We start from the raw sequence: 21,712 nt of genomic DNA on the forward strand, positions 1-21,712 counted from the left end.
GAATTATGTTATTTTTAATATATGCATTAGTATACATGTATATCAATATACATGTTAAAAATGAAAAAGTTGCTTATTTTGGTGGTCTGTTGTTTCCTGTCAGTACCGTCTTTTGGAGTTGATTGGATTAAAGATAGAATCTATACTTCTTTGTCATATAGCCGGCTTGGTATTAATTATGATGTTGGTTTTCACTATACAAATAGCACTAAAATTTCAGTTGGCTATGTAATCAAACCTACTCTTGATGAAGAATTTGGAGGAGTTATGGGGCTTATGGCAAAGCTTCATTATCATCATAAATTTGAAGGTACGAGTATGACTCGTTATATTACTGCTGGTGTTGGTCCTGTTATAGTTCGTACAATGAAGGCTAAACCTAAAATAAGTAGAGCTGATAATGTAGGTGAAAACATAAGTACCCTATTGGCAGAGGTTTTCAAAACTATAGTCAATGATAAATTTTTTTCTTATCAAATAGGTTCTGGTATTAATCTTCCACTTTCTGAAAGAACAAGTGTTTTTGCTGGCTACAAATTGCAAAGGTTTCATAAAATTTTTCATGGAATTGAGCTAGGAATGAGCTTTAATTTGTAAACTCTGATTGAATATTTTTAGTAAAGGCTAGTGGGAAATTATATTGAAGCGAAAGTAAGTGATGTAGACTCAAATGATGATTGCAGCAGATAGTGAAAGATATGCCAATTTGCAATTGCAAGAGAAAGACAAATAACAAAAAAAATAAAATAATTCCAATTTTTTACTTGCAATTTATACTATTTTTAATATTTATATGCTTGTATATGCATATATTAATCTTTGGAGGATAAAAATGAAAAAGTTACTTACTTTGTTGGCTTGCTGTTCTTTGTCAGCACCGTCTTTTGGAGTTGATTGGGTTAAAGATAGAACCTACACCTCTTCGTCGTATGGCATGCTTGGTATTAATTATGATCTTGGCTATCATTGTACAGATAGCATTAAAATTTCATTTGGTCCTGCAGTTAAACTTGTTATGAGTGAAGGGATTTTAGACGCGGGACTTATGACAAAGCTTCATTATCATTATAAATTTGAAAATACAGATATTACTCCTTATGTTACTTTTGGTGTAGGAGGAGTTGCTAAAATTCCTCTTTCAGAAAATCAAGGGCCAGAAGTAGAAGAATTTTTTTCTTATCAAATAGGTTCTGGTATTAATCTTCCACTTTCTGAGAGAACAAGTGTTTTTGCTGGCTACAAGCTGCAGAAGTTTCATGAACTTTCGCATGGGGTTGAATTTGGAATGAGTTTTAATTTGTAAGCTCCGATTGAATGTTTTTAGTGAAGTCTGGTTTGAATTTTTGTTGAAAAAAAGCAAGTGATATAGGCTAAAATGATGATTGCAGTAGGTAACAAAATGTGACAAAGAGAAGTTTGGCAATTGCAAGAGAAATGCAAGTAGCTAAGAAAGTGATTCCGATTTTATTATGTAAGTTATGTAATTTTTAACTTTTCTGTGAGTATATATGCGTATATTCATGGTTAGAGGGTAAAAATGAAAAAATTACTTACTTTAGTAGTCTGCTGTTCTCTGTCAGCACCGTCTTTTGGAGTTGATTGGATTAAAGATAGAATCTATACTTCGTCGTCATATGGCAATCTTGGTGTTAATTATGATCTTGGCTATCATTATACAGATAGCATAAAAATTTCAGCTGGTCCTGTAGTCAAATCTGTTTTGTTTGAAGGATCTTTGGCAGAGCTAGGATTCATGGCAAAGCTTCATTATCATTATAAATTTGAAAGTACGGATATTATTCCTTATGTTACTTTTGGTGTAGGAGGTGGAGCTAAAGTATCTCCACCAGCACAGCAAGGTCAACAGCCAGACGTAGAAAAGTTTTTTTCCTACCAGATAGGTTCTGGTATTAATCTTCCACTTTCTGAGAGAACGAATGTTTTCGCTGGCTATAAACTTCACAAGTTCAGTAATTTTTCTCATGGGTTTGAACTTGGAATGAGTTTTAATTTATAAGCTCCGATTGAATGTTTTTAGTGGAAGCTTGAGTTTTTATTAACGTCGTAAAGTTTTCATGAGACTAAGAGAATTTAAGAGTAGTCAAGTTTTAAAACTTGACTACTCTCCACGAGGAAAAGCAGATAAAGGTAGAAGTATTTCATGTTTTTATTTATATTGACAGTATGTGTAACATCATTTACGATTAGTGTTACTAACAATAATTGATATTTGTCATGTTTGCAGTAATCGAAACTGGTGGAAAGCAGTATTTAGTAAAAAAAGGCAGCATAATTAAAGTAGAAAGATTACAAGCTGAAGAAAAAGAGGAAGTAGAAATCAATAAAGTGATTTGTGTTTCAAGTAATGGCTTATCTTGTTCATCTAATGCTGTTGTTAAAGCTGAAGTACTGGAGCAGTGTAGAGATAAAAAAATTATAATCTTTAAGAAAAAGAGAAGAAAAAATTACCGTAGGAAAAATGGTCATAGGCAGTATATTACTGTTCTTCGTATCAATGAAATTCGTCTTCAAAAGTAAGAGGTAAGATATGGCAACTAAAAAATCAGGTGGTAGTTCCTGTAATGGCAGAGATTCGGCAGGGCGTCGGCTCGGGATAAAGAAGAATGGTGAGGTTATTCCAGGTAACATAATTGTACGTCAAAGAGGTACAAAATTTCATCCTGGAAAGAATGTTGGTATGGGTAAAGATCATACGATTTTTGCTAAAACGAAAGGCTGGGTGAGTTTTAGAAAATCAGCAAATAAAAAGACGTTTATTGATGTTGTGCCTACAGATGATATGCAAGCCTTGGCTTGAATAGATACGGGTCTGTAGCTCAGGTGGTTAGAGCGCACGCCTGATAAGCGTGAGGTCGGAGGTTCAACTCTTCCCAGACCCACCATTTAAATTTGCAATAGTTTTGATATCGTGTAACTAAGCGATGGTTTTACATAAGAATTCAGTAACCAGTGAATCAGTAGCAGCCGGTCATCCAGACAAAGTAGCAGACCAGATTTCAGATGCAATACTTGACGAATACCTTTTTAATGACTCTTCCTCTCGTACTGCAATAGAGACTTTGGTTACTAAAGATAATGTTATTATAGCTGGGGAAGTATTTGGGCCGAACATTGAAAATAGCAAGATTGAAAGTATTGTACGGAATACAATAAAAGATATTGGTTATGAGCATGATGGTTTCCACTGGGAAACAGTGAAAGTAAATATATTACTACATGAACAATCAAATGACATTGCAATAGGTGTGGATCAAGGTGCTGGGGATCAGGGCATAATGTATGGCTATGCAACAATAGAGACAGAAAGCCTCATGCCAGCACCCATTTTTTATGCACACTCGATTCTGAGAAATATTATGAGTATGGTCAAAGAGGTAAAGCTTGGTCCGGATGCAAAATCGCAAATCGCTTTGGCGTATGAGAATAACCTTCCAGTGCGTGCTGAAAGTATTGTTGTTTCAATACAGCATCTTGAGGATCTGAGTCAATCGAAAGTGAAGGAAATAATTTATCCTTACATAGCTTCATCTTTACCTGAAGGGTGGATGTGCCCTAAAGAAAATCTCTTAGTCAATCCAACAGGTAGATTTGTTATTGGTGGACCAGTTGGTGATTGTGGATTAACCGGACGAAAAGTTATGGTTGATACTTATGGAGGCTATATTCCACACGGTGGAGGAGCGTTTTCTGGAAAAGATGCAACAAAAGTTGATAGATCCGCAGCTTATATGGCGAGATACCTTGCTAAAAATATTGTCTTTGCAGGTTTAGCTGAACGTTGTCTTGTGCAGCTTTCTTATGCAATTGGTGTCTCAAAACCTACTTCATTTTACATTGATACATTTGGCACGAATACAATAGATGAAGAGAGGATTAAAGGGTTTATTGAAGGTAACATAGATTTATCAACTAAAGGCATAATAAGACATTTATCACTTAATCGTCCTATATATAAACGTACAGCCTGCTATGGGCATTTTGGTAAAGAATCGGAAAGTGATGGTGGATTTTCTTGGGAAGGTGTGGACTTATCTACTGATTTTTGTAAAGAATTTAATATAGAAGAAGAAAAGAGAGAATTTCTTTAAACTATTAAACTCTTTTATTTCTAGCTTGATACTGATATAATAACTTATTATAAATTGTAAGTAACTTTTTAGTAACTATACTAGTTTTAATACTTATGAGGCTTACAAGATGTCCGACAAACCAAAAGAAGAATTTTATGATATTGCTATAAAAGAATCATCTGATCTTATTGAGGAAATAAAAGAACATCCTTTCAATGTTGAATTGATAAACAATACGCTAGATTATGAAAAGTTCAAAATTTATCTTCAGCAGGATTTTTTATATTTAGTGGACTGTACTCGTGCTTTATTGATTATTGCATCTAAAGTTGATGACATTGAAATAATGAGCAGTTTGGTTAATGTAGCAAGGGGAACATTTGCGGTTCGAAAGCAGTATACTGAATATTTTGAGACTTGTGATTTATCCGATAATCATAAAAAATCAGAATCTTGTTCTGCTTTCACTGACTTTTTTATGCGTGCTGCATATCATAATTCTGTTGCTGAAGCTTTAGCAGCGTCTTGTCCTTGTTTTAATATATACCAAATTATTATAAATCATATGGTAGGAGAGGTTATGCCTAAAAAAATTGAAGATCACAGATATCAAGGGTGGATTGATATTTATAATAACACAGTAATGAATGCTACGATTAATCAAGTTACTGACGTTGCAAATAATCTATATGCAAAGGCTGGTGATTGTGAGAGGAAAAAGATGCGTGAGTTTTTTAAGAGAGGTCTAGAGCTAGAAATAATGTTTTGGGATGAGATATATTCTCTAGCATAGTCTGTAGTATTAACACTAAATTATATTCTAGTTTATGTGATGTTTAGTGGTATAATTAAGAGTTATTATGGGTCAAATCTTTTAAAGGATATTATTGAGCATCCTTTCAATGTTGAGTTAGCAAATAATACTTTAAACATAGAAAATTTCAAGTTTTATATACAACAAGATGCATTTTTTGTAGCTGATTATGTTCGTACTGTTTTAATTATTGCATCAAAAATGGAGAGTTGTAACAACATTGTTCCATTGATTGAGGTGGCTCAAGGAGGAATAGAGATTATAAGAGTGTTATGCGACCACTACTTTGCTGTATACTCCATAAATCGTGGAGAAAAGTCGCTAGAGTGTTTCAATTTTACTAACTTTCTTTTGTCTACTTCGTATAGCGAAATTTATGAAGCTGTAACAGTTATTTACTCTTGCCATTTTATATATAAAGTTGCTATTGGTAGTATGAGAAGTAAAATTAAAAAAAATAATAGGTATAAGGATTGGTTTGATTTTTTTGGCAGTAGCTTGATGGAATCTGGATGTGTTGCTTTGGAAGGTATTGTTGACGAGTATTGTAACAAAGTAAGGGAAAGTGAAAGGACCAGAATGCTTGAATTATTTAAAATAACTGCACAATTTGAGTTAGGCTTTTGGAATAGCGCATATAATTTTTCAAAATTTGATCAAGATTTTAAGAAATATTGACAATTTTAAGCTAATTTGTATGCTTGGTACGTATTTTTGAAGATGATATGAAAAGTAAAGAACATGATTTTCATTTAGTAGACCCAAGTCCCTGGCCAATTGCTATATCAGCAGCAATTCTTGTTCTTGCACTTGGATTAGTTGGTACACTCCATAAACAAATTTCTGGAATATTTGGTTTAGTTTTGGGAATCTCTGCGGTATCAGGAGTGCTGTTTTATTGGTGGAGAGATGTAATAAGAGAAGCAATTTATGATAAATGCCATACTGCCATTGTAAAACATGGACTCAAGCTTGCAATGTACTTATTTATCCTTTCGGAAGTTGTGTTTTTTATAGCGTTCTTTTGTTCATTCTTTAAAGCCTGGCTTGATCCGATCTTTTTGTTTGAAGCGTTTTCTCCTACAAAAAAAATTGAATGGCCCCCTGAAGGGATTTTACCACCTGATCCATGGTCGTTACCATTCATGAATACACTAATATTATTACTTTCTGGTACAACAATTACCTCAGCACATCATTTTTTACTTGAAAATGATAAAAAAAGCATGATTAAAATGCTGTCTATAACTATATTGCTTGGGATGTTCTTTATAATAGTGCAAGCAATCGAATATCATGAAGCAAGTTTTTCTTTACGAGAAACAGGAGAAAAACTTATTTATACATCCAACTTTTACATGATTACTGGTTTTCATTGTGTGCATGTTATAATAGGTATAATATTTTTGTCAGTATGTTTATTTAGAGCTCGAAAAGATCAATTTACACCTCAAGATCACTTATGCTTTGAGTTTGCTTCTTGGTATTGGCACTTTGTCGATCTAGTCTGGATATTTTTATTTCTGTTTATTTATTGGTTAAGCCTTTATTAAGTGATTAAAATAATAGGTCTAGATCCAGGGATAAGCAAAACCGGTTGGGCCATTATCAGCCTGGAAGAAAAGAATAGTATTGAATTTTTGGGTGGTGGTGCCATATCAACTGATGGTAAATTGGGTACAGGTGAACGTCTACATATAATTTTTGAAGAATTAAAGAAAGTAATTTCTCTATATTCTCCAAATGAAGCTGCTGTAGAGAAAATTTTTGTTAATAAAAATCCAAAATCTTCACTAACTTTAGGATATGCAAGAGCAATTACAATTTTAGTATTACAAATGACGAAGTTGACCATGAATGAATATGATGCAAATTATATAAAAAAGAGCATTACCGGAGATGGTCATGCTGGTAAGGATCAGATTATATTTATGGTGAAGCAAGTAGTTAAAAACTCAAATATAAAATGTCACCATGCTGCTGACGCTCTTGCTACAGCAATTTGTCATGCTTATACGAAAAGTTCTTGTTTGATCAAGTAATTTTACGTGAATTCAGTTTAAAAAACTATTTGATGGTGTTTATCTTATCCAATGTTCGTTGCAGAATAATACATGCGGCAATTTTATCATCTATTTTCTTTGATTTTGTGATTGATATTCCGGTAATTTTTAGTGCGTGAGTTGCAAGAGATGTTGATAAACTTTCGTCTTGTAGATATATGTTTATCTTACATTTTTTTATTATTTTATTTGCGAATTGGATTATTGCTTTACACCATTCGGTCTCTTGGTCATCTATTTTGAATGGTAGTCCTATTACCATTGATCCAGCTTCATTTTCTTTGAATATTCTATACAGATAACCTAAATCTTTGCTTATATTTCTTCTGTAGTATATACTATGAGCTGTAGCTATAAGCTGTGTTTTATCACTAAATGCTACGCCTATTTGTTTTTCTCCCATATCAAGGCACATTATACGTTTATCTCTTGGAATAGACTTTAGAAATTCATCTGGATTTCTATGTAGCATCTATGAAAACATAACTTTTGTACAATTGTATTTTTGTGACAGTAAGGTATGTACAGTCTACTGGCATGATAGACATTCATCATAATTAATATCTGTTTTTTGTTGCAATATTTCACTTTTTTTGAATATGTCATGTGAGACCTTGTCAGCTCTCTGCATTGATTGTGATCTGCAGTAATATAAGCTCTTTAATCCTTTTTTCCAAGCAAGCATGTGTATTTTATGTAAGTAACGTTTATGCACATTGGCAGGTAAGAACAGATTTACTGATTGAGATTGACAAATATAAGAAGTTCTATCACTTGCATGTTCTATGATCCATTGTTGATCAAGTTCGTATGCTGTTTTAAATGTCAGTTTTTCATGCTTGCTAAGAAAATCTAAATGCTGAACAGAACCCTCATTTGTTGAAATTGAGGACCATGTTTCATCATTGTCTTGATTTTTTTCTGCTAGTAGTTTTTGCAAGAATTTATTTCGTACTACAAATGAACCTGTCAATGTCTTCTGTATAAATACGTTTGCTGCATATGGCTCTATTCCAGGGGAAGTGTTGCCTGCGATAATCGAAATTGAGGCAGTTGGAGCAATAGCGAGTTTATGTGTGAACCTTTCCATTAGATCGATTTCTTTAGCGTCAAGACATGGCCCTTTTTCTTCTGCTAATTTTTTAGAAACTACATCTGCTTGCTCGCGCAAATGCTTAAATATTTTTTTATTCCATTGTTGGGCTGTTACTGATTCAAAAGGAACCATTTTACTTTGTAAAAATGAATGAAAACCCATCACGCCAAGACCGATACTACGCTCTCTTATTGCGGAATATTTTGCTCGCTGTATTTCATTTGGTGCATGGTTTATGAAATCCTCTAATACATTATCAAGAAAACGCATTATATCTTCTATGAAAAGCTCATTATCTTTCCATTCTTCGTAGTATTCAAGATTTACGGATGATAAACAACATACAGCAGTGCGCGACTTGTTCAGGTGATCGTAACCTGTAGTTAAAGTTATTTCACTGCATAGGTTTGACATTTTGATATCTAAATTGAGCTTTTTGTAAGGTTCTGGTTTATTGTTATTTGTTGCATTAAGAAAGATAATATAAGGTTCTCCAGTTTCAATTCTTGCTGTTAATATTTTAATCCATATATCCCGTGCTTTTACTGTTGAAATAACTTTATTGTTATGAGGGCTTATTAAATCCCATTCTTGATCATCTTCAACAGCTTGCATAAACTTATCTGTTACTATTACAGCATGATGTATATTTAATGCTTTGCGATTTGGGTCACCACCAGTTGGCTTACGTAAATCTAGAAACTCTTCTATTTCTGGATGCCATACAGGAAGATAAACTGCTGAGCTTCCTCTTCTTAAGGATCCTTGGCTGATTGCAAGCGTCAGAGCGTTTTGTACTACGATAAATGGCACAATTCCTGATGTTTTACCGCTACCTTTGACACTTTCACCAATTGAACGTAAATTTCCCCAATAACTACCTATTCCACCACCACGTGCAGCGAGCCAAACATTTTCATTCCATAGATCAACTATTCCCTTCAAGCTATCTTCAGTTTCATTAAGAAAGCAGGAAATAGGCAATCCTCTTTTGGTACCGCCGTTACTAAGTATTGGTGTTGAAGGCATGAACCACAAGTTGCTCATGTAATCATAAAGACGTTGTGCATGTTTTCTATCATCAGAATAGTAATTAGCAATACGTATAAAGAGATCTTGATAACTTTCATTTTCTATTAAATACCTATCCAATAGAACTGCTTTTCCAAAATCGGTTAATTTACTATCTTTTGCGTAATTAATAGTAATGTAATTCATAAGGCTCCTTTTATGATAATATAGAAATTTATTTGAGCGATTTCTCGATTAAGTTGTTGAATTTGTTTGTGGATGTTGTAATGCAAATAAGATACCATCAACCTGACTGCCATATATTTTACAGTAACTCATTTGACTTATTTGCATATTTGTTTCTTTTGCAACATGCTGAATATAATCTTCTGAATGACGAAAATAATCTCCTTTGTTTACAAAGTCAATACCTCTACCTTCCTTTCTTCTTACTAAACATACAATAACCCCTTTTTTGTTTGTCAATCTTTTTGCTAGTTCCAATTCTGCTAGAAAATCATGTAGATAGTGTAGCACTTCAGCAAAGATAATTACATCATACTGCTGGTTCTTCTCTTGTTTAAGAAACTCTTTCATTTCTGTATGTATTAACTCATTGTAAACAGGTTTACCTTTTATAAGACATCCTCTTGCAATATTGAGCATTCTATTTGAGATGTCAACTCCTGTTATGCGACTTCTAATATTATTTATTTTTAGGAAGTGACCACATATTCCAGTACCGCAACCAAGGTCAAGTATATTCAGTTCAGAAGTGGAGTTGTGAAAGATTTTTTTGATTATCATATGTACTAGTTCATGTCCTCTGTATTGTTTGGCAATTAACCAATGTTCAACAAAATATTCACCTGTGTAATCAAAATATTGCTTTATGAGATTTTCAGGCAATTCTACAATATCTGATGTGTTTGTTATTTTCTTTATATAGTAAGAAGCTTCTTTGTGACTACTATCTAATTTTAGCGTCTTTGTTAAATAATTATAAGCTTTATTAGTATTGCCTACTGCAAAATGACATCTTCCGATATTATACCAGACTAGAGGTAAATTAGGGTAGAATATGCTAATTAACCAAAATCTTAACTTTGCATCTGATATATTACCTTTATAGAAGTGATATAACCCGATTTCAGTGTTGGTATTTAACAGGTTTTTAGATTTTTCAAGAAACACTACAATTTCTTTATGGAGAGTACTGTATTTATCCATAATGAAATTTTTTACTTTTTTACTATTTAATAAGCCAGTGAGCTTGGATATACAATTTAAAGCAAAGTTTTTTATAAAAGATAGATTACTTTTCATACATTAGAAATACTCCAAATGTTCATTTTCATTTTTAGGTAACTAATTTTAACACATTTTATCTTACAAAATATCTTTTTCATTAATTTTTCTGTACATATCAATTTATCAAATATTTCTCAGATTGTACTGTTTAAGATTGCTGGTATATTGTTGTTGATAATAATAGGTAAATGTTTTGTGTAAAAAGGCGTTGACATATGATTTATCAGATTGTAACATATAAAAGATTAGTTTTTAGATGTTTGAAAAGTTTTATGGTAGAGATTATTTAATCTCAATTCAATTGTAAGTTAATATTTAACTCTGCATATTCTACATATAGTCAGATAAATAAATTATCAAGAGCACTTGATGGATGCCTTGGCGTTAAGAGGCGATGAAGGACGTGGCAGGCTGCGATAAGCTGTGGGAAATTGTCAACAAATTTTGATCCGCAGATTTCCGAATGGGGAAACCCAACTAGCTTAGCTAGTTATTATATACTAAGTATATAAGGCAAACTTGGTGAACTGAAATATCTAAGTAGCCAAAGGAAAAGAAATCAACCGAGATTCTGTTAGTAGTGACGAGCGAAAGCGGAAAAGGCTAGTGATTTAAAAATAAGAATTAGAATACTCTGGAAATGGTAACCATAGAAGGTGATAGTCCTGTACAAATAGAAAGTTTTTAAATCCTTGAGTAGAGCGGGGCACGTGAAATCCTGTTTGAATATGGGGGGACCATCCTCCAAGCCTAAATACTCCTTAACGACCGATAGTGAACAAGTACCGTGAGGGAAAGGTGAAAAGAACCCCGGGAGGGGAGTGAAATAGAATCTGAAATCAAGTGCTTACAAACAGTTGGGGCTCTATATCAATTTATTGATATTTAGAGTGACAGCGTACCTTTTGCATAATGGGTCAGCGAGTTAATCTATGAAGCAAGCTTAAGCCGGTAGGTGTAGGCGTAGCGAAAGCAAGTCTGAATAGGGCGTTTAGTTTTATGGATTAGACCCGAAACCAAGTGATCTAGTCATGACCAGATTGAAGGTATGGTAAAACATACTGAAGGATCGAACCAGTTAATGTTGCAACATTATTGGATGAGTTGTGATTAGGGGTGAAAGGCCAATCAAACTTGGAAATAGCTGGTTCTCCGCGAAATCTATTTAGGTAGAGCGTTGTATTTATGTTGTTGGGGGTAGAGCACTGGATAGACTAGGGGGATTCATCATCTTACCAAATCTAACCAAACTCCGAATACCAATAGTTAATTATACAGCAGACACACTATGGGTGCTAAGTCCGTGGTGGAAAGGGAAACAGCCCAGATCACTATCTAAGGTTCCAAAATTACAGCTAAGTGGGAAAGGAAGTAGAAAAACCATTACAGCTAGGAGGTTGGCTTGGAAGCAGCCATCCTTTAAAGAAAGCGTAACAGCTCACTTGTCTAAATAAGTTTTTCTGCGCCGAAAATGTACCGGGGCTAAAGCTGTATACCGAAGATGTGGGTGCTTATTGATTTCGATTAATAGGCGCGGTAGCGGAGCGTTCCGTAAGTCTGTGAAGGTGGTTTGTAAAAACTGCTGGAGATATCGGAAGTGAGAATGCTGACATAAGTAGCGTAAAAAGAGTGTGAAAAACACTCTCACCAAAAATCTAAGGGTTCCTACGTTAAGTTAATCTGCGTAGGGTTAGTCGGTTCCTAAGGCGAGTCCGTAAAGGAGTAGTCGATGGCAATTAGGTTAATATTCCTAAACCTCTTAAGTGTGACGGGTTTTGTATTTGTATAGGTCTGATTGGATTGATCTATGCTTAAAAGAAGCTCCAGGAAATAGCACTTATATTTATGAGGCCGTACCGTAAACCGACACTGGTGGATGAGTAGAGTATACTAAGGTGTTGAAAGAATGATGTTGAAGGAACTCGGCAAATTATACCTGTAACTTCGGAAGAAGGGTAACCCGCTTTTAGGCAACTATGAGTAGGTGGCACAAAATAGGGAGTAGCGACTGTTTACTAAAAACACAGGACTCTGCAAACACGTAAGTGGAAGTATAGGGTCTGACGCCTGCCCGGTGCTGGAAGGTTAATAGGAGGGGTGCAAGCTCTGAATTGAAGCCCCAGTAAACGGCGGCCGTAACACTGACGGTCCTAAGGTAGCGAAATTCCTTGTCGGGTAAGTTCCGACCCGCACGAATGGCGTAACGATTTCTCCACTGTCTCCAACATCACTTCAGCGAAATTGAATTCCCCGTGCAGATGCGGGGTACCCGCGGTTAGACGAAGAGACCCCGTGCACCTTTACTATAGCTTTACATTGCTATTAAAAGTGTGATGTGCAGGATAGGTGGGAGACTTTGAAGTTATGGCGCTAGCTATAATGGAGTCAACCTTGAGATACCACCCTTTACACTTTTGATATCTAACTATGTTTCATTATCTGGAACTAGGACATTGTATGGTGGGTAGTTTGACTGGGGCGGTCGCCTCCTAAAAAGTAACGGAGGCGTGCGAAGGTAAGCTAGAGCTGGTCGGAAATCAGCTTGATAGTACAATGGCATAAGCTTGCCTGACTGCGAGGCTGACAAGCCAAGCAGAGACGAAAGTCGGTCATAGTGATCCGGTAATTCTGTATGGAAGGGTTATCGCTCAACGGATAAAAGGTACGCCGGGGATAACAGGCTGATGGTGTTCGAGAGTTCATATCGACGACACCGTTTGGCACCTCGATGTCGACTCATCACATCCTGGGGCTGGAGAAGGTCCCAAGGGTTCGGCTGTTCGCCGATTAAAGTGTTACGTGAGTTGGGTTTAGAACGTCGTGAGACAGTTCGGTTTCTATCTGCCGTGGGTGAAGGAAATTTGAGAAGATCTGACTCTAGTACGAGAGGACCGAGATGTATATACCTCTGGTGTACCAGCTGTTATGCCAATAGCATCGCTGGGTAGCTATGTATAGATGGGATAATTGCTGAAAGCATATAAGCAAGAAACCCTCTTCAAAAAAATTTCCCAATTAAGGCCGTGGGAGACTACCACGTTGATAGGCTAGGTGTAGAAGCATGGTAACATGTGAAGCTAACTGGTACTAATAGCCTGATTGATTTATTTGCTTTCTATATGTGCATATGCAGTGTTAAATATTAAATTAAAATTTGTTAAGTCAGAAATTTTTGTTGACTTGGTGGCTATAGCAAAAATGAACCACCCGATCTCATTTCGAACTCGGAAGTGAAACTTTTTAGCGCCGATGATACTTAAAAAGGGAAAGTAGGTCGTTGCCAAGTTTATAAAAATTTCTTCTTATTTATATCTTTTCAGTAGAGCGATGAAACAAGGTAAACATAGAGTAGCTGTGAGGTAATATAACTGATCTTTTAGAACTCTGCGAAAACTTTAAGATAAAAGTAGAAAATTTAAAAGTAGAATTTGTCACCTATTTGCAAATTAGGAGGAGAGATAGCAACATTTAACAAATCATCAAACAATTGATCTTCCGAAAATCAAACTTTATATAATTGAATATTAATTAAGTTATTGGAGATGAGGAGAAAGAAGAAGTAGCAAACTACCAAGAAGCAGATACATTCGGTCCAAGGGTTAGTTGATAATTGTAGTACTCAGTTGATTTTATAAAAATTCAAAACGTGAGAATTATAAGTGATGTTTTTAATGTAAATTGAAAGCATATCAAATAGTGAATATAGAGTTCCTTCAAAATGCAAAAAGGTGTATGAGCAAATCGAATAAGAAAAGTGAGGTTTTGCGCATCAACATGTTATAATAAAGGTAAACTTGGTTAGTGCTGAAGCAATACTGCAAGTTTTAAAGGGAAAGAAGATTTAAAAGACAGTGTATGTTGCAATCGTAATAGTCGCTGACAGGTACTTTGAAACATAGCTGAACTATTGAAGTTAAAATTCTGGGCTGTTACTTAAAAAACGCATCTACTGAATTATTTATGCTAAAAAAAGCTTTATTAAAAAATGAAACAGAAGTGTAAGAAAGTTGCAAAACGTATAAGGTATTACTTGAAGCTACCTATCTGAAGCAACTGGAGCTTCTCAAGTTGCGAAAAATATTTTAAAATCTGAAAGAACGATGTGAAATTTTTTAAGTAAACCAGAAAGTATTCCACTATCACGCTGAACAGCAAATTAGGTATTATATCGTTTACTGTAAAAGCTCATATTTTACGTAATCAGAGCTAGGAACTTGAAAGGATAATTTCATTATACTTAACATGGAAACAAAGAGAACTGTACAATCCCCTGCCTATCGTTTCTTGAACCACTTCCCTGAACGGGTACTTTTATCAAACTATTCTCTTATTGTAATGAGTTGCTTCTATATTAAAATTTAGCAATTTCCCTCTAGGATTATCTTTATTTTGTTCTAAGTATTGGCTTTGTTCAAATGCCATTCCCCATTGTGTACGATAGCTAGACTTTCTATATTCATAAAAACTCTCTTCAGCATTATTTGTATCGAGCTTTTTATCTTGTTTTTTTATACTCTTTACCTCAAGCACCCACATCTATTAATTTATCTTAAAAACTTCACTTATCTTATCATAAAAAATATAGCTGTAAATACTTTAGTGAAAATTCCTTCTTATTTCATCTTTCTTTAAGCAAATATTGAGGTCTTTTTGTAAATTTTTATAGCCTGCTTGCATAATGTTTTTATGGGTTAGTATTATGTAATAGTATCCTACATTACTTATATTAGAAATGCTAACTTTAGTTAGCATTCGTAATTGCCTTTTTATTTTATTTCTTTTTGCTGCTTTTCCGACTTTTTTACTGATAGCCAGACCTACTCTAATAACATGAATATACTTTTCAGGTTCTCTTTCTTTTATAGCATATAGTGATATATATACCCCTCGATAAAAAAGACTGTAAGGTGCTAATCTGTTTTTAAAAGCAAAGGAAAACTCTTTTTTTTTATGCTTACTATGCGCATAATTTATTACACCCTAATGAGCGACGCTTATTAAGAATTTTTCTTCCAGCTTTTGTTGACATACGTGAACGAAATCCATGTTTGTGCTTTTTTTTTAAATTTTTTGGTTGAAATGTTCTTTTCATTGTTTTTATATTAATATGACTATTTATTTTAAACTATTTTGCTCTATTGTCAAATAATGGTCAACTTCTATGGCATTCTTGTTGAATAAAATTTGATATATGGAAAAATGAATTTAATTATAGGCGTACCTGTTTTACTAATCCTTTTATTTTGTTTGAGTAAGTTTCAAGCAGTAAGTAAAGTTAAGTCTTATATATATTTGAGTTGTATGTGGATGCTACCTTGTTTGTTAGCATTCTATGATGGTTATTTTATAACTTCTATTTCTATAGCGTTACTTTTTTTTATGCTGATTTTTATCTTTAAAAGTAAAAGAAATAAGATGGTAAAATTTTTGTTATTTATGGCTTTAGCAATATCACTTTTTATCACTTTATTTATAATGCTATCTATTTTTGTTCAGTCCATTTCTTTTTTTAATAAAGTAGCTATTTCAGAATTCTTATTTTGCTTAAAATGGAAGCATAATGTAGCTATTATTGGTGAAGGAGAGGTGGGGTGTTTTGGTATAGCGCCACTTTTAGTGGGGACATTACTTATAACTATTGTAGCAATGTTAGTTGCGGTGCCGCTTGGTTTATTTTCTGCAATATATATTAGTGAGTATGCGAGTGAAAAAGTGCGTTATGTTATTAATACAGCCTTACAGGTTTTGTCTGCTATTCCTACTGTTGTATATGGATACTTCTCAGTTGTATTTTTGTCTTTTTTTATAAAGCAGGTAGCGAATTTTTTTAATCTAAGTATACACTCAGAAAGTGCTTTGATTGCTGGTTTATCGATTGGAATAATGATTCTTCCTTTTATTATTTCTTTGCTTGAAGATGCTATAAGATCTGTTCCAAAAAGTTTACGTTATGGTTTTATGGCGCTTGGCGCAACACCAGCGGAAACTATATGGCATATAACAATACCTTATGCAATGCCTACAATTTTAAGTTCAGTTTTATTATCAATTTCAAGGGTGATAGGTGAAACAATGATTGTACTAATGGCTGTGGGAATCAATGCAAATTTGACCTTTAATCCTCTCAATTCAGTTACTACTATCACTGTACAAATTGCTACATTACTTACCGGAGATCAGGATTTCAATAGTGTGCAAACTCTTGCTGCTTATGCGCTTAGTTTGGTGCTGTTTGTTATTACTTGGCTATTGAATGCATTTGCATTGTTTATAATGAAACGTAACTAGTAAGTGTTTTAATATTGCAAAATTTCTGTTAATAATATAAGATTTATTTTCTTTAGAAGTTCTTTTATAGAATTGTAGTGTTAGGTGATGAAAGAGATGAGTACAGGTAAAGTAGTTAAAATAACTCAAGCAGTTGTTGATTTAAAATTTGAAGGCGAGTTACCTAAGATATTTAATGCTTTAAAAAGCAAACTAAAATGTAAGGGCAAGGAGCTAGTTTTAGAGGTTTCACAACATATAGGTGACAATATAGTTCGTTGCATTGCTATGGATAGCACAGATGGTATGTCAAGAGGTGATGAGTTTGTTGATACAGGTGCACCAATATCAGTTCCGGTTGGACGCTCAACTTTAGGAAGGATTTTTAATGTTGTAGGAGAGCTTATAGATGAGTGTGGTCCTTTAAAAGGAAAGTATAATTTAGAACCTATACATAGATCACCTCCAAGTTTTACCGAGCAGAAGATACAGGAAGAAGTTTTAGTTACAGGAATAAAGGTTATAGATCTTCTTGCTCCTTATCTTAAAGGAGGAAAAATTGGCTTATTTGGTGGAGCTGGTGTTGGTAAAACAGTTCTGATAATGGAATTGATTAACAATATAGCAAAAGCTCATAAAGGATTTTCTGTGTTTGCTGGAGTAGGAGAGAGAACGCGTGAAGGTAATGATCTTTATAACGAGATGATTACTTCGAATGTAATAGATATAAATGAGCATGAAAAATCTCAAGCCGTTTTGGTTTATGGTCAAATGAATGAACCTCCTGGAGCAAGGGCTAGGGTTGCTTTAACAGCACTAACTATGGCGGAGTATTTTCGTGATCATGAAAATCAAGATGTTCTATTTTTTGTAGATAATATCTTCCGTTTTACTCAAGCTGGCTCTGAAATTTCTGCTTTGCTTGGAAGAATACCGTCGGCTGTTGGTTATCAGCCAACTCTTGCGACTGATATGGGCGCTATGCAAGAGAGAATAGCCTCAACTACTGCTGGTTCTATTACTTCTGTACAGGCTATATATGTTCCTGCAGACGATTTGACCGATCCAGCTCCAGCAACGACATTCTCTCATCTTGATGCCACTACAGTGTTGTCAAGGCAGATAGCTGAAATGGGTATATACCCTGCTGTTGATCCACTTGACTCAACTTCTCAGTCTTTATCTGCTGAAATCATTGGTGAAGAACATTATAATGTGGCTTCTGAGGTGAAACGTATATTGCAAACTTATAAGTCGCTGCAAGATATTATTGCAATACTTGGTATGGATGAACTATCTGATGAAGATAAAATTATTGTTGATAGAGCTCGTAAAATTCAGAAGTTTCTTTCTCAACCTTTTCATGTTGCTGAGGTATTTACTGGCATGTCTGGCAAATTTGTTTCACTTTCTGATACTATTTCTAGTTTTAAAGGAATTATTGAAGGTAAATATGATCATCTGCCAGAAGCTGCTTTTTATATGGTGGGAAGTATAAGTGAAGCAATAGAAAAAGCTGAATCAATAAAAGCTGAAGTTGGAGCCGGACATTAAAGATTATGAACACTTTTAAGGTGCAATTTTTTTCTCCTGATAATCGAATTTCATTCGATGAAGTGGTCTCGCTTTCAGTGAGTGGGCTTGAAGGGGAATTGATGATTTTAGCCTGCCATTCCCCTTATTTAATTTATTTATTGCCTGGTATAATTACTGTTAAAATGAGTAACCAGACAAAGGAAAAAGTTGTAATTGATAATGGTATATTAGAGGTTACAAATAATAATTGTAGCATTCTAACAAATCAAATTCAGGTTTTTGATCACCTGACTCATTATGAGGAATCATTAAAAGATAAGAGAGTTGGTATATATTTAAGTTATCTTGATGTCAAATCTCTTTAGGGGCTCTTTTTTGTTCAAGAAATAAATCTACTCTTGTCATCTCAATGTTTGTCGTTCAAGTAGCTGACACACAACTGTACGAACATTAGAAGGATATCATCCCAGTGCGTGACACTGGGATCTATCTTATTTTCATCATGGATATGATTTTAACATATGTTCCTAGAATCTGTTGTCCATTGCATAATTTGCAAATGTTTTTATGTCCAGATCCCAGTGTCACGCACTGGGATTACAAGAGTTGGGTGACAAGAAGAAGCACTGATTTCATATGCATCTGAACAGTATTAAACACCTCCACGCTGACTTTGGCTACACACCTTTGATGGACTGCTGATTAAGTCTAGAAGTGAATTACAGTGATCGCTATGAAATGCGCTATCAAGGCTTAAAGACCTAGGTTTTTTTTCTGAATCATCAATTTCCTCTGTAAGCTGGTAAAACATTTTTGAATTGTTATCAAAAACTTCCTTTTTATTAACAAGTACTTTATCAATTACTGGACTTAACAGTTCTACTTCGTTATTTAAGTATTGTACTTTATCGTTTAGCTCTTTTTTTTCTCTTATTAATCTTTCAATCTCATCTTCATATTCTTTAAACTTTAATTCCAGTGATGGACGGTACTTATTAACTATTTCTTCTTCTATCTCCTGCCGTAATTGCCCTCTTATTGTCTCGATCTGCTCATCTTTAAGCTCTAGCTCGTTCTTTAACGTTTCAAAATCCCACGTTAGCTGATCTGCCTCTTGTTCATCAGATTCCAAATGTGCGTTATGCTCATTTTCTAAATTTTGTATTTGAGATTTATAACTCGCTATACACTTATCCCTTGCACTTATCATGTGTTCTGCTTCCTCTATCTCTTCCTCTTTTTTTTCAAACTGGTTCAATTTACCTTGTAGTTTCTCTTGTTCTGTATTAGCAGTTTTTAGATTTTCCTTCAGTTCTTCTACCTTTTCTTCCAGTTCCTTATTTTTTCCATAAATTTCTTGAATTTTCTGCTCTTGCTCCTTATTGAGCTGGATTATTCGCTCATCTGTTTTACTCATTTCTTTCTCAAGTCTTTGTTCCTTTTCTTTACACTCAACTTGTAAATCATTGCACTGTTCCTTCAATTCCTCAATTTTTTGCTTAGCCTCCACGAGTTCTTGTTCTGATTCTACTTGCTTTGCTTTTAACATTTGATTTGCTTCTTTCAGTAATAATAACTCTTCTTTCAAATCTGATATTTGTTGTTCACTGCTTTCTTTTGTACTATTGCTATAGTGTTCTGATTGATCAAGCTTGTCTTCCAAACTATACTTTTCTTCTTTCAGTTGATTTAATTCCTCGTGCAATTTTCTTAACTCACTTATCAACTCTTCTTTTCGTGTATTGGCAACTTCCAGCTTTTTCTTCAGGTCTTTCTTTTCTTCATATGCACCTTCAAGTTCTTGCACTCTTTCTTGCAGCTCTGTTGATATATTTGCTAGTTTTTCATCTTTTTGTGTCAGTTCAGTTTGTAATTTTGCATTTTTTTGCTTTTCTTCTCCAAGTTTATCCTGTAAATCACTATTGTGCTTTTCTAACTCTTCAAGTTCTTGTTCAGCGTTGTCGAACCTATATTGTAAATTGTTCCTCAGTTCATTTAATTCTCTAATTTCTTGTTCAGCTTTTGTAAGCTTTTGATCTAGTTGTTGTGAGTTAACTTCTGTCTGAGTTTCAGTTTCTTGAGAGCCAATTCCTGTTTGAGTTTCAACGTGCTGCACAGCAACCTCTGTCTGAGTTTCAGTGTGCTGTAAATTAACTTCTGTTTGAGTTGCAACTTCTTGTAAACTTTGAATTTCAGCCTGTTGAGAGCCAATTTTCGTTTGAGTTTCAGTGTGCTGTAAACTAATTCCTGTTTGAATTGCAACCTCTTGTAAATCAACTTTTGTCTGAGTTTCAGTCTGTTGAGAGCCAATTTCTGTTTGAGTCTTAACGTGTTGTACAGAGACCTCTGTCTGAGTTTCAGTGTGCTGTGAATTAACTTCTGTTTGAGTTGCAATTGCCTGAGTTGCAACCTGCTGTGTATTAACCTCTGATACATTGTTGCTAGTGAAAGAAAGAATAGGATTGCTTTTAGCATCATTTTCAAGATCTTTCATCTTTTCATCTTTATTGATTACGATATGTTCATTATTTTGCAGATTAATAACAGCTGGAGCATCTTTATTCTTCTCCAATAATGCTTTGACAGCGTCATGTAGAGAGAGACCTTGAATATATAATTCTTCATTTTGTCTTATTAATTCCAAAAACTCCTCAGGTGGCGATTCAAAATCTTTACCATTAAACTGTAGTACTTTAGTTATACCAGAATTACTTACATTCATAACCATAGTACAGGTAAAAGTTTTCCCATCCTTGTCCTGCACAGGCCAAGTGCTTGTCATTTCATAATATGCACCCTCTTTAAATTCATAATGTCTTTCCTTACCTTTTCGGTAAGCGTATATGTCATGCTTTTTATCGCAATAGATATTCAATGTGCTAATATCCCTTTCTTGCTGTAAGATATCACTAATTCTTATTGGCTCACTTCTATTGTAATTAATAAGATTAATGTTTAACACTTTATCAGAATTGTTAGTTTCTACATAAAAAGCTCGAAGGTCTATGTCTTTATCTCTAAAATACTTACTTACAGCTTTTTTTGCCTGATTTGCTAATTCTATAAAGTTTTTTTTAAAGCTCTTGTTGAAAGATAGATCTATATATGCTTGCTTAAAATTTTCATCATTTGTTAAATCCATGAGCAAGTCATAAACCTCCCATTTTTCCTGACAATGTTCTTCTAAAACAGTAATGCTATTTTTTCTTTTCAGCTCTGCTAATATGTTTTTCAATGTCGGGAAATTTGTTGACATAGTATACCCCTTATTACTATTGTTCTGATAATATATTTACTTTAGGAGTGATTAAGCTATCAAAACTCCTTTTATATGAACCTTTTTAGTTGAATTTAATTGCGAGCGTTAAACTCGAACTTAGTCATTTTGTTTATTGTTCCTCACTACCTATTTATGTTACTATACTAATAGTAGCACTAAGTTTTAGGCTATGCAAGAATTTCTATTGAACGTAAAGCTAGTAAACTTCAGAAATTGGTTATGCTAATTTTGTTAATAAAGTGC

General features: G+C 34.2%; 20 protein-coding genes, 1 tRNA gene, 2 rRNA genes and 1 pseudogene. 17 read left to right on the forward strand and 7 right to left on the reverse strand.

Translation table 11 applies throughout. The annotated features are described in order from the left end of the window. Window positions 1–60 precede the first annotated feature (60 nt). The 11 genes from JKF54_RS04965 to ruvC all read left to right on the forward strand — a co-directional run bounded on the left by JKF54_RS04965 (window position 61) and on the right by ruvC (window position 6,947). The gene (locus JKF54_RS04965) at window positions 61–597 is read left to right on the forward strand and encodes a hypothetical protein (RefSeq protein WP_211907813.1); all 537 of its coding nucleotides are present in this window, start codon (window positions 61–63) and stop codon (window positions 595–597) included. A gap of 235 nt (window positions 598–832) precedes the next feature. Next, window positions 833–1,303, forward strand: coding sequence for a P44/Msp2 family outer membrane protein (locus JKF54_RS04970; protein ID WP_211907815.1), 471 nt, complete (start codon window positions 833–835; stop codon window positions 1,301–1,303). Window positions 1,304–1,537: 234 nt separating this feature from the next. Next, on the forward strand, window positions 1,538–2,017 hold the full coding sequence (locus tag JKF54_RS04975; protein WP_211907817.1) for an outer membrane beta-barrel protein: 480 nt from the start codon (window positions 1,538–1,540) through the stop codon (window positions 2,015–2,017). A gap of 218 nt (window positions 2,018–2,235) precedes the next feature. Then, the gene (gene rplU, locus JKF54_RS04980; protein WP_211907819.1) at window positions 2,236–2,538 is read left to right on the forward strand and encodes a 50S ribosomal protein L21; all 303 of its coding nucleotides are present in this window, start codon (window positions 2,236–2,238) and stop codon (window positions 2,536–2,538) included. 10 nt (window positions 2,539–2,548) lie between these two features. Continuing rightward, a complete protein-coding gene (rpmA, locus tag JKF54_RS04985; protein WP_006012184.1) occupies window positions 2,549–2,818 on the forward strand; it encodes a 50S ribosomal protein L27 in 270 nt (89 codons plus the stop codon). Between the two features lie 8 nt (window positions 2,819–2,826). Beyond that, window positions 2,827–2,903, forward strand: a tRNA-Ile gene (locus JKF54_RS04990). A gap of 39 nt (window positions 2,904–2,942) precedes the next feature. Continuing rightward, window positions 2,943–4,109 (forward strand): methionine adenosyltransferase, encoded by a 1,167-nt coding sequence (gene metK / locus JKF54_RS04995; protein ID WP_211907821.1) that lies wholly within the window; start codon window positions 2,943–2,945, stop codon window positions 4,107–4,109. Window positions 4,110–4,218: 109 nt separating this feature from the next. Next, window positions 4,219–4,884: a TenA family protein gene (locus JKF54_RS05000; RefSeq protein WP_211907823.1), complete on the forward strand. Its 666-nt coding sequence runs from the start codon at window positions 4,219–4,221 to the stop codon at window positions 4,882–4,884. Window positions 4,885–4,923: 39 nt separating this feature from the next. Then, window positions 4,924–5,583, forward strand: coding sequence for a TenA family protein (locus JKF54_RS05005; protein ID WP_211907825.1), 660 nt, complete (start codon window positions 4,924–4,926; stop codon window positions 5,581–5,583). Window positions 5,584–5,630: 47 nt separating this feature from the next. Next, the gene (locus JKF54_RS05010; protein ID WP_211907828.1) at window positions 5,631–6,458 is read left to right on the forward strand and encodes a cytochrome c oxidase subunit 3; all 828 of its coding nucleotides are present in this window, start codon (window positions 5,631–5,633) and stop codon (window positions 6,456–6,458) included. Then, window positions 6,459–6,947, forward strand: a complete 489-nt coding sequence (ruvC, locus tag JKF54_RS05015) for a crossover junction endodeoxyribonuclease RuvC (protein WP_211907830.1) — start codon at window positions 6,459–6,461, stop codon at window positions 6,945–6,947. It abuts the gene before it with no gap. 25 nt (window positions 6,948–6,972) lie between these two features. Here the strand turns inward: ruvC and ruvX are convergent, their stop codons facing one another. The 3 genes from ruvX to JKF54_RS05030 are packed head-to-tail and all read right to left on the reverse strand — an operon-like array spanning window position 6,973 to window position 10,401. Continuing rightward, window positions 6,973–7,440: a Holliday junction resolvase RuvX gene (gene ruvX, locus JKF54_RS05020; protein ID WP_211907832.1), complete on the reverse strand. Its 468-nt coding sequence runs from the start codon at window positions 7,438–7,440 to the stop codon at window positions 6,973–6,975. A 57-nt stretch (window positions 7,441–7,497) separates the two neighbouring features. Next, on the reverse strand, window positions 7,498–9,282 hold the full coding sequence (locus JKF54_RS05025) for a ribonucleoside-diphosphate reductase subunit alpha (protein ID WP_211907833.1): 1,785 nt from the start codon (window positions 9,280–9,282) through the stop codon (window positions 7,498–7,500). A 48-nt stretch (window positions 9,283–9,330) separates the two neighbouring features. Next, window positions 9,331–10,401 (reverse strand): methyltransferase domain-containing protein, encoded by a 1,071-nt coding sequence (locus JKF54_RS05030; protein ID WP_211907834.1) that lies wholly within the window; start codon window positions 10,399–10,401, stop codon window positions 9,331–9,333. A gap of 331 nt (window positions 10,402–10,732) precedes the next feature. Here JKF54_RS05030 and JKF54_RS05035 point away from each other — a divergent pair. The 3 genes and pseudogenes from JKF54_RS05035 to JKF54_RS06520 all read left to right on the forward strand — a co-directional run. Further along, window positions 10,733–13,498: ribosomal RNA gene (locus tag JKF54_RS05035) — 23S ribosomal RNA — on the forward strand. Window positions 13,499–13,565: 67 nt separating this feature from the next. Beyond that, window positions 13,566–13,672: ribosomal RNA gene (gene rrf / locus JKF54_RS05040) — 5S ribosomal RNA — on the forward strand. A 191-nt stretch (window positions 13,673–13,863) separates the two neighbouring features. Next, window positions 13,864–14,674 (forward strand): annotated as a pseudogene (locus JKF54_RS06520) (IS66 family transposase); the annotation flags it as partial. Window positions 14,675–14,700: 26 nt separating this feature from the next. Here the strand turns inward: JKF54_RS06520 and JKF54_RS05045 are convergent. Genes JKF54_RS05045 through rpmH form a run of 3 tightly spaced genes read right to left on the reverse strand, consistent with a single transcriptional unit; the run spans window position 14,701 to window position 15,478 of the window. Further along, window positions 14,701–14,922: a hypothetical protein gene (locus JKF54_RS05045; RefSeq protein ID WP_211907835.1), complete on the reverse strand. Its 222-nt coding sequence runs from the start codon at window positions 14,920–14,922 to the stop codon at window positions 14,701–14,703. Between the two features lie 60 nt (window positions 14,923–14,982). Continuing rightward, window positions 14,983–15,360: a ribonuclease P protein component gene (gene rnpA, locus JKF54_RS05050; RefSeq protein ID WP_211908758.1), complete on the reverse strand. Its 378-nt coding sequence runs from the start codon at window positions 15,358–15,360 to the stop codon at window positions 14,983–14,985. Next, window positions 15,344–15,478 carry a 50S ribosomal protein L34 gene (gene rpmH, locus JKF54_RS05055; protein ID WP_010404613.1) on the reverse strand — a complete coding sequence of 45 codons (135 nt, stop codon included), beginning with the start codon at window positions 15,476–15,478 and terminating at the stop codon, window positions 15,344–15,346. Before rpmH ends, rnpA begins: the two co-directional genes overlap by 17 nt. Before the next feature lie 107 nt (window positions 15,479–15,585). On the opposite strand from rpmH, the gene pstC reads away from it, so the two are divergent. The 3 genes from pstC to JKF54_RS05070 all read left to right on the forward strand — a co-directional run bounded on the left by pstC (window position 15,586) and on the right by JKF54_RS05070 (window position 18,554). Further along, the gene (gene pstC / locus JKF54_RS05060) at window positions 15,586–16,674 is read left to right on the forward strand and encodes a phosphate ABC transporter permease subunit PstC (RefSeq protein ID WP_211907836.1); all 1,089 of its coding nucleotides are present in this window, start codon (window positions 15,586–15,588) and stop codon (window positions 16,672–16,674) included. A 96-nt stretch (window positions 16,675–16,770) separates the two neighbouring features. Then, window positions 16,771–18,207 (forward strand): F0F1 ATP synthase subunit beta, encoded by a 1,437-nt coding sequence (atpD, locus tag JKF54_RS05065; RefSeq protein ID WP_211908760.1) that lies wholly within the window; start codon window positions 16,771–16,773, stop codon window positions 18,205–18,207. A 5-nt stretch (window positions 18,208–18,212) separates the two neighbouring features. Next, window positions 18,213–18,554, forward strand: a complete 342-nt coding sequence (locus JKF54_RS05070) for a F0F1 ATP synthase subunit epsilon (protein ID WP_211907837.1) — start codon at window positions 18,213–18,215, stop codon at window positions 18,552–18,554. Between the two features lie 287 nt (window positions 18,555–18,841). On the opposite strand, the gene JKF54_RS05075 is transcribed toward JKF54_RS05070, so the two are convergent. Further along, window positions 18,842–21,445, reverse strand: a complete 2,604-nt coding sequence (locus tag JKF54_RS05075; protein ID WP_211907838.1) for a coiled-coil domain-containing protein — start codon at window positions 21,443–21,445, stop codon at window positions 18,842–18,844. Window positions 21,446–21,712 lie beyond the last annotated feature (267 nt).

This window comes from Wolbachia endosymbiont of Spodoptera picta, from assembly GCF_018141665.1.
Taxonomy (GTDB): domain Bacteria; phylum Pseudomonadota; class Alphaproteobacteria; order Rickettsiales; family Anaplasmataceae; genus Wolbachia.

Coding starts and splice junctions, on each gene's coding strand:
- JKF54_RS04965 (WP_211907813.1), top strand. CDS start 61: ATGAAAAAGTTGCTTATTTTGGTGGTCTGTTGTTTCCTGTCAGTACCG.
- pstC (WP_211907836.1), top strand. CDS start 15,586: ATGAATTTAATTATAGGCGTACCTGTTTTACTAATCCTTTTATTTTGT.
- JKF54_RS05000 (WP_211907823.1), top strand. CDS start 4,219: ATGTCCGACAAACCAAAAGAAGAATTTTATGATATTGCTATAAAAGAA.
- JKF54_RS05025 (WP_211907833.1), bottom strand. CDS start 9,282: ATGAATTACATTACTATTAATTACGCAAAAGATAGTAAATTAACCGAT.
- JKF54_RS05010 (WP_211907828.1), top strand. CDS start 5,631: ATGAAAAGTAAAGAACATGATTTTCATTTAGTAGACCCAAGTCCCTGG.
- JKF54_RS04970 (WP_211907815.1), top strand. CDS start 833: ATGAAAAAGTTACTTACTTTGTTGGCTTGCTGTTCTTTGTCAGCACCG.
- JKF54_RS04975 (WP_211907817.1), top strand. CDS start 1,538: ATGAAAAAATTACTTACTTTAGTAGTCTGCTGTTCTCTGTCAGCACCG.
- ruvX (WP_211907832.1), bottom strand. CDS start 7,440: ATGCTACATAGAAATCCAGATGAATTTCTAAAGTCTATTCCAAGAGAT.
- JKF54_RS05005 (WP_211907825.1), top strand. CDS start 4,924: ATGTTTAGTGGTATAATTAAGAGTTATTATGGGTCAAATCTTTTAAAG.
- JKF54_RS05030 (WP_211907834.1), bottom strand. CDS start 10,401: ATGAAAAGTAATCTATCTTTTATAAAAAACTTTGCTTTAAATTGTATA.
- metK (WP_211907821.1), top strand. CDS start 2,943: ATGGTTTTACATAAGAATTCAGTAACCAGTGAATCAGTAGCAGCCGGT.
- JKF54_RS05075 (WP_211907838.1), bottom strand. CDS start 21,445: ATGTCAACAAATTTCCCGACATTGAAAAACATATTAGCAGAGCTGAAA.
- JKF54_RS05045 (WP_211907835.1), bottom strand. CDS start 14,922: ATGTGGGTGCTTGAGGTAAAGAGTATAAAAAAACAAGATAAAAAGCTC.
- rpmH (WP_010404613.1), bottom strand. CDS start 15,478: ATGAAAAGAACATTTCAACCAAAAAATTTAAAAAAAAAGCACAAACAT.
- atpD (WP_211908760.1), top strand. CDS start 16,771: ATGAGTACAGGTAAAGTAGTTAAAATAACTCAAGCAGTTGTTGATTTA.
- rplU (WP_211907819.1), top strand. CDS start 2,236: ATGTTTGCAGTAATCGAAACTGGTGGAAAGCAGTATTTAGTAAAAAAA.
- JKF54_RS05070 (WP_211907837.1), top strand. CDS start 18,213: ATGAACACTTTTAAGGTGCAATTTTTTTCTCCTGATAATCGAATTTCA.
- rpmA (WP_006012184.1), top strand. CDS start 2,549: ATGGCAACTAAAAAATCAGGTGGTAGTTCCTGTAATGGCAGAGATTCG.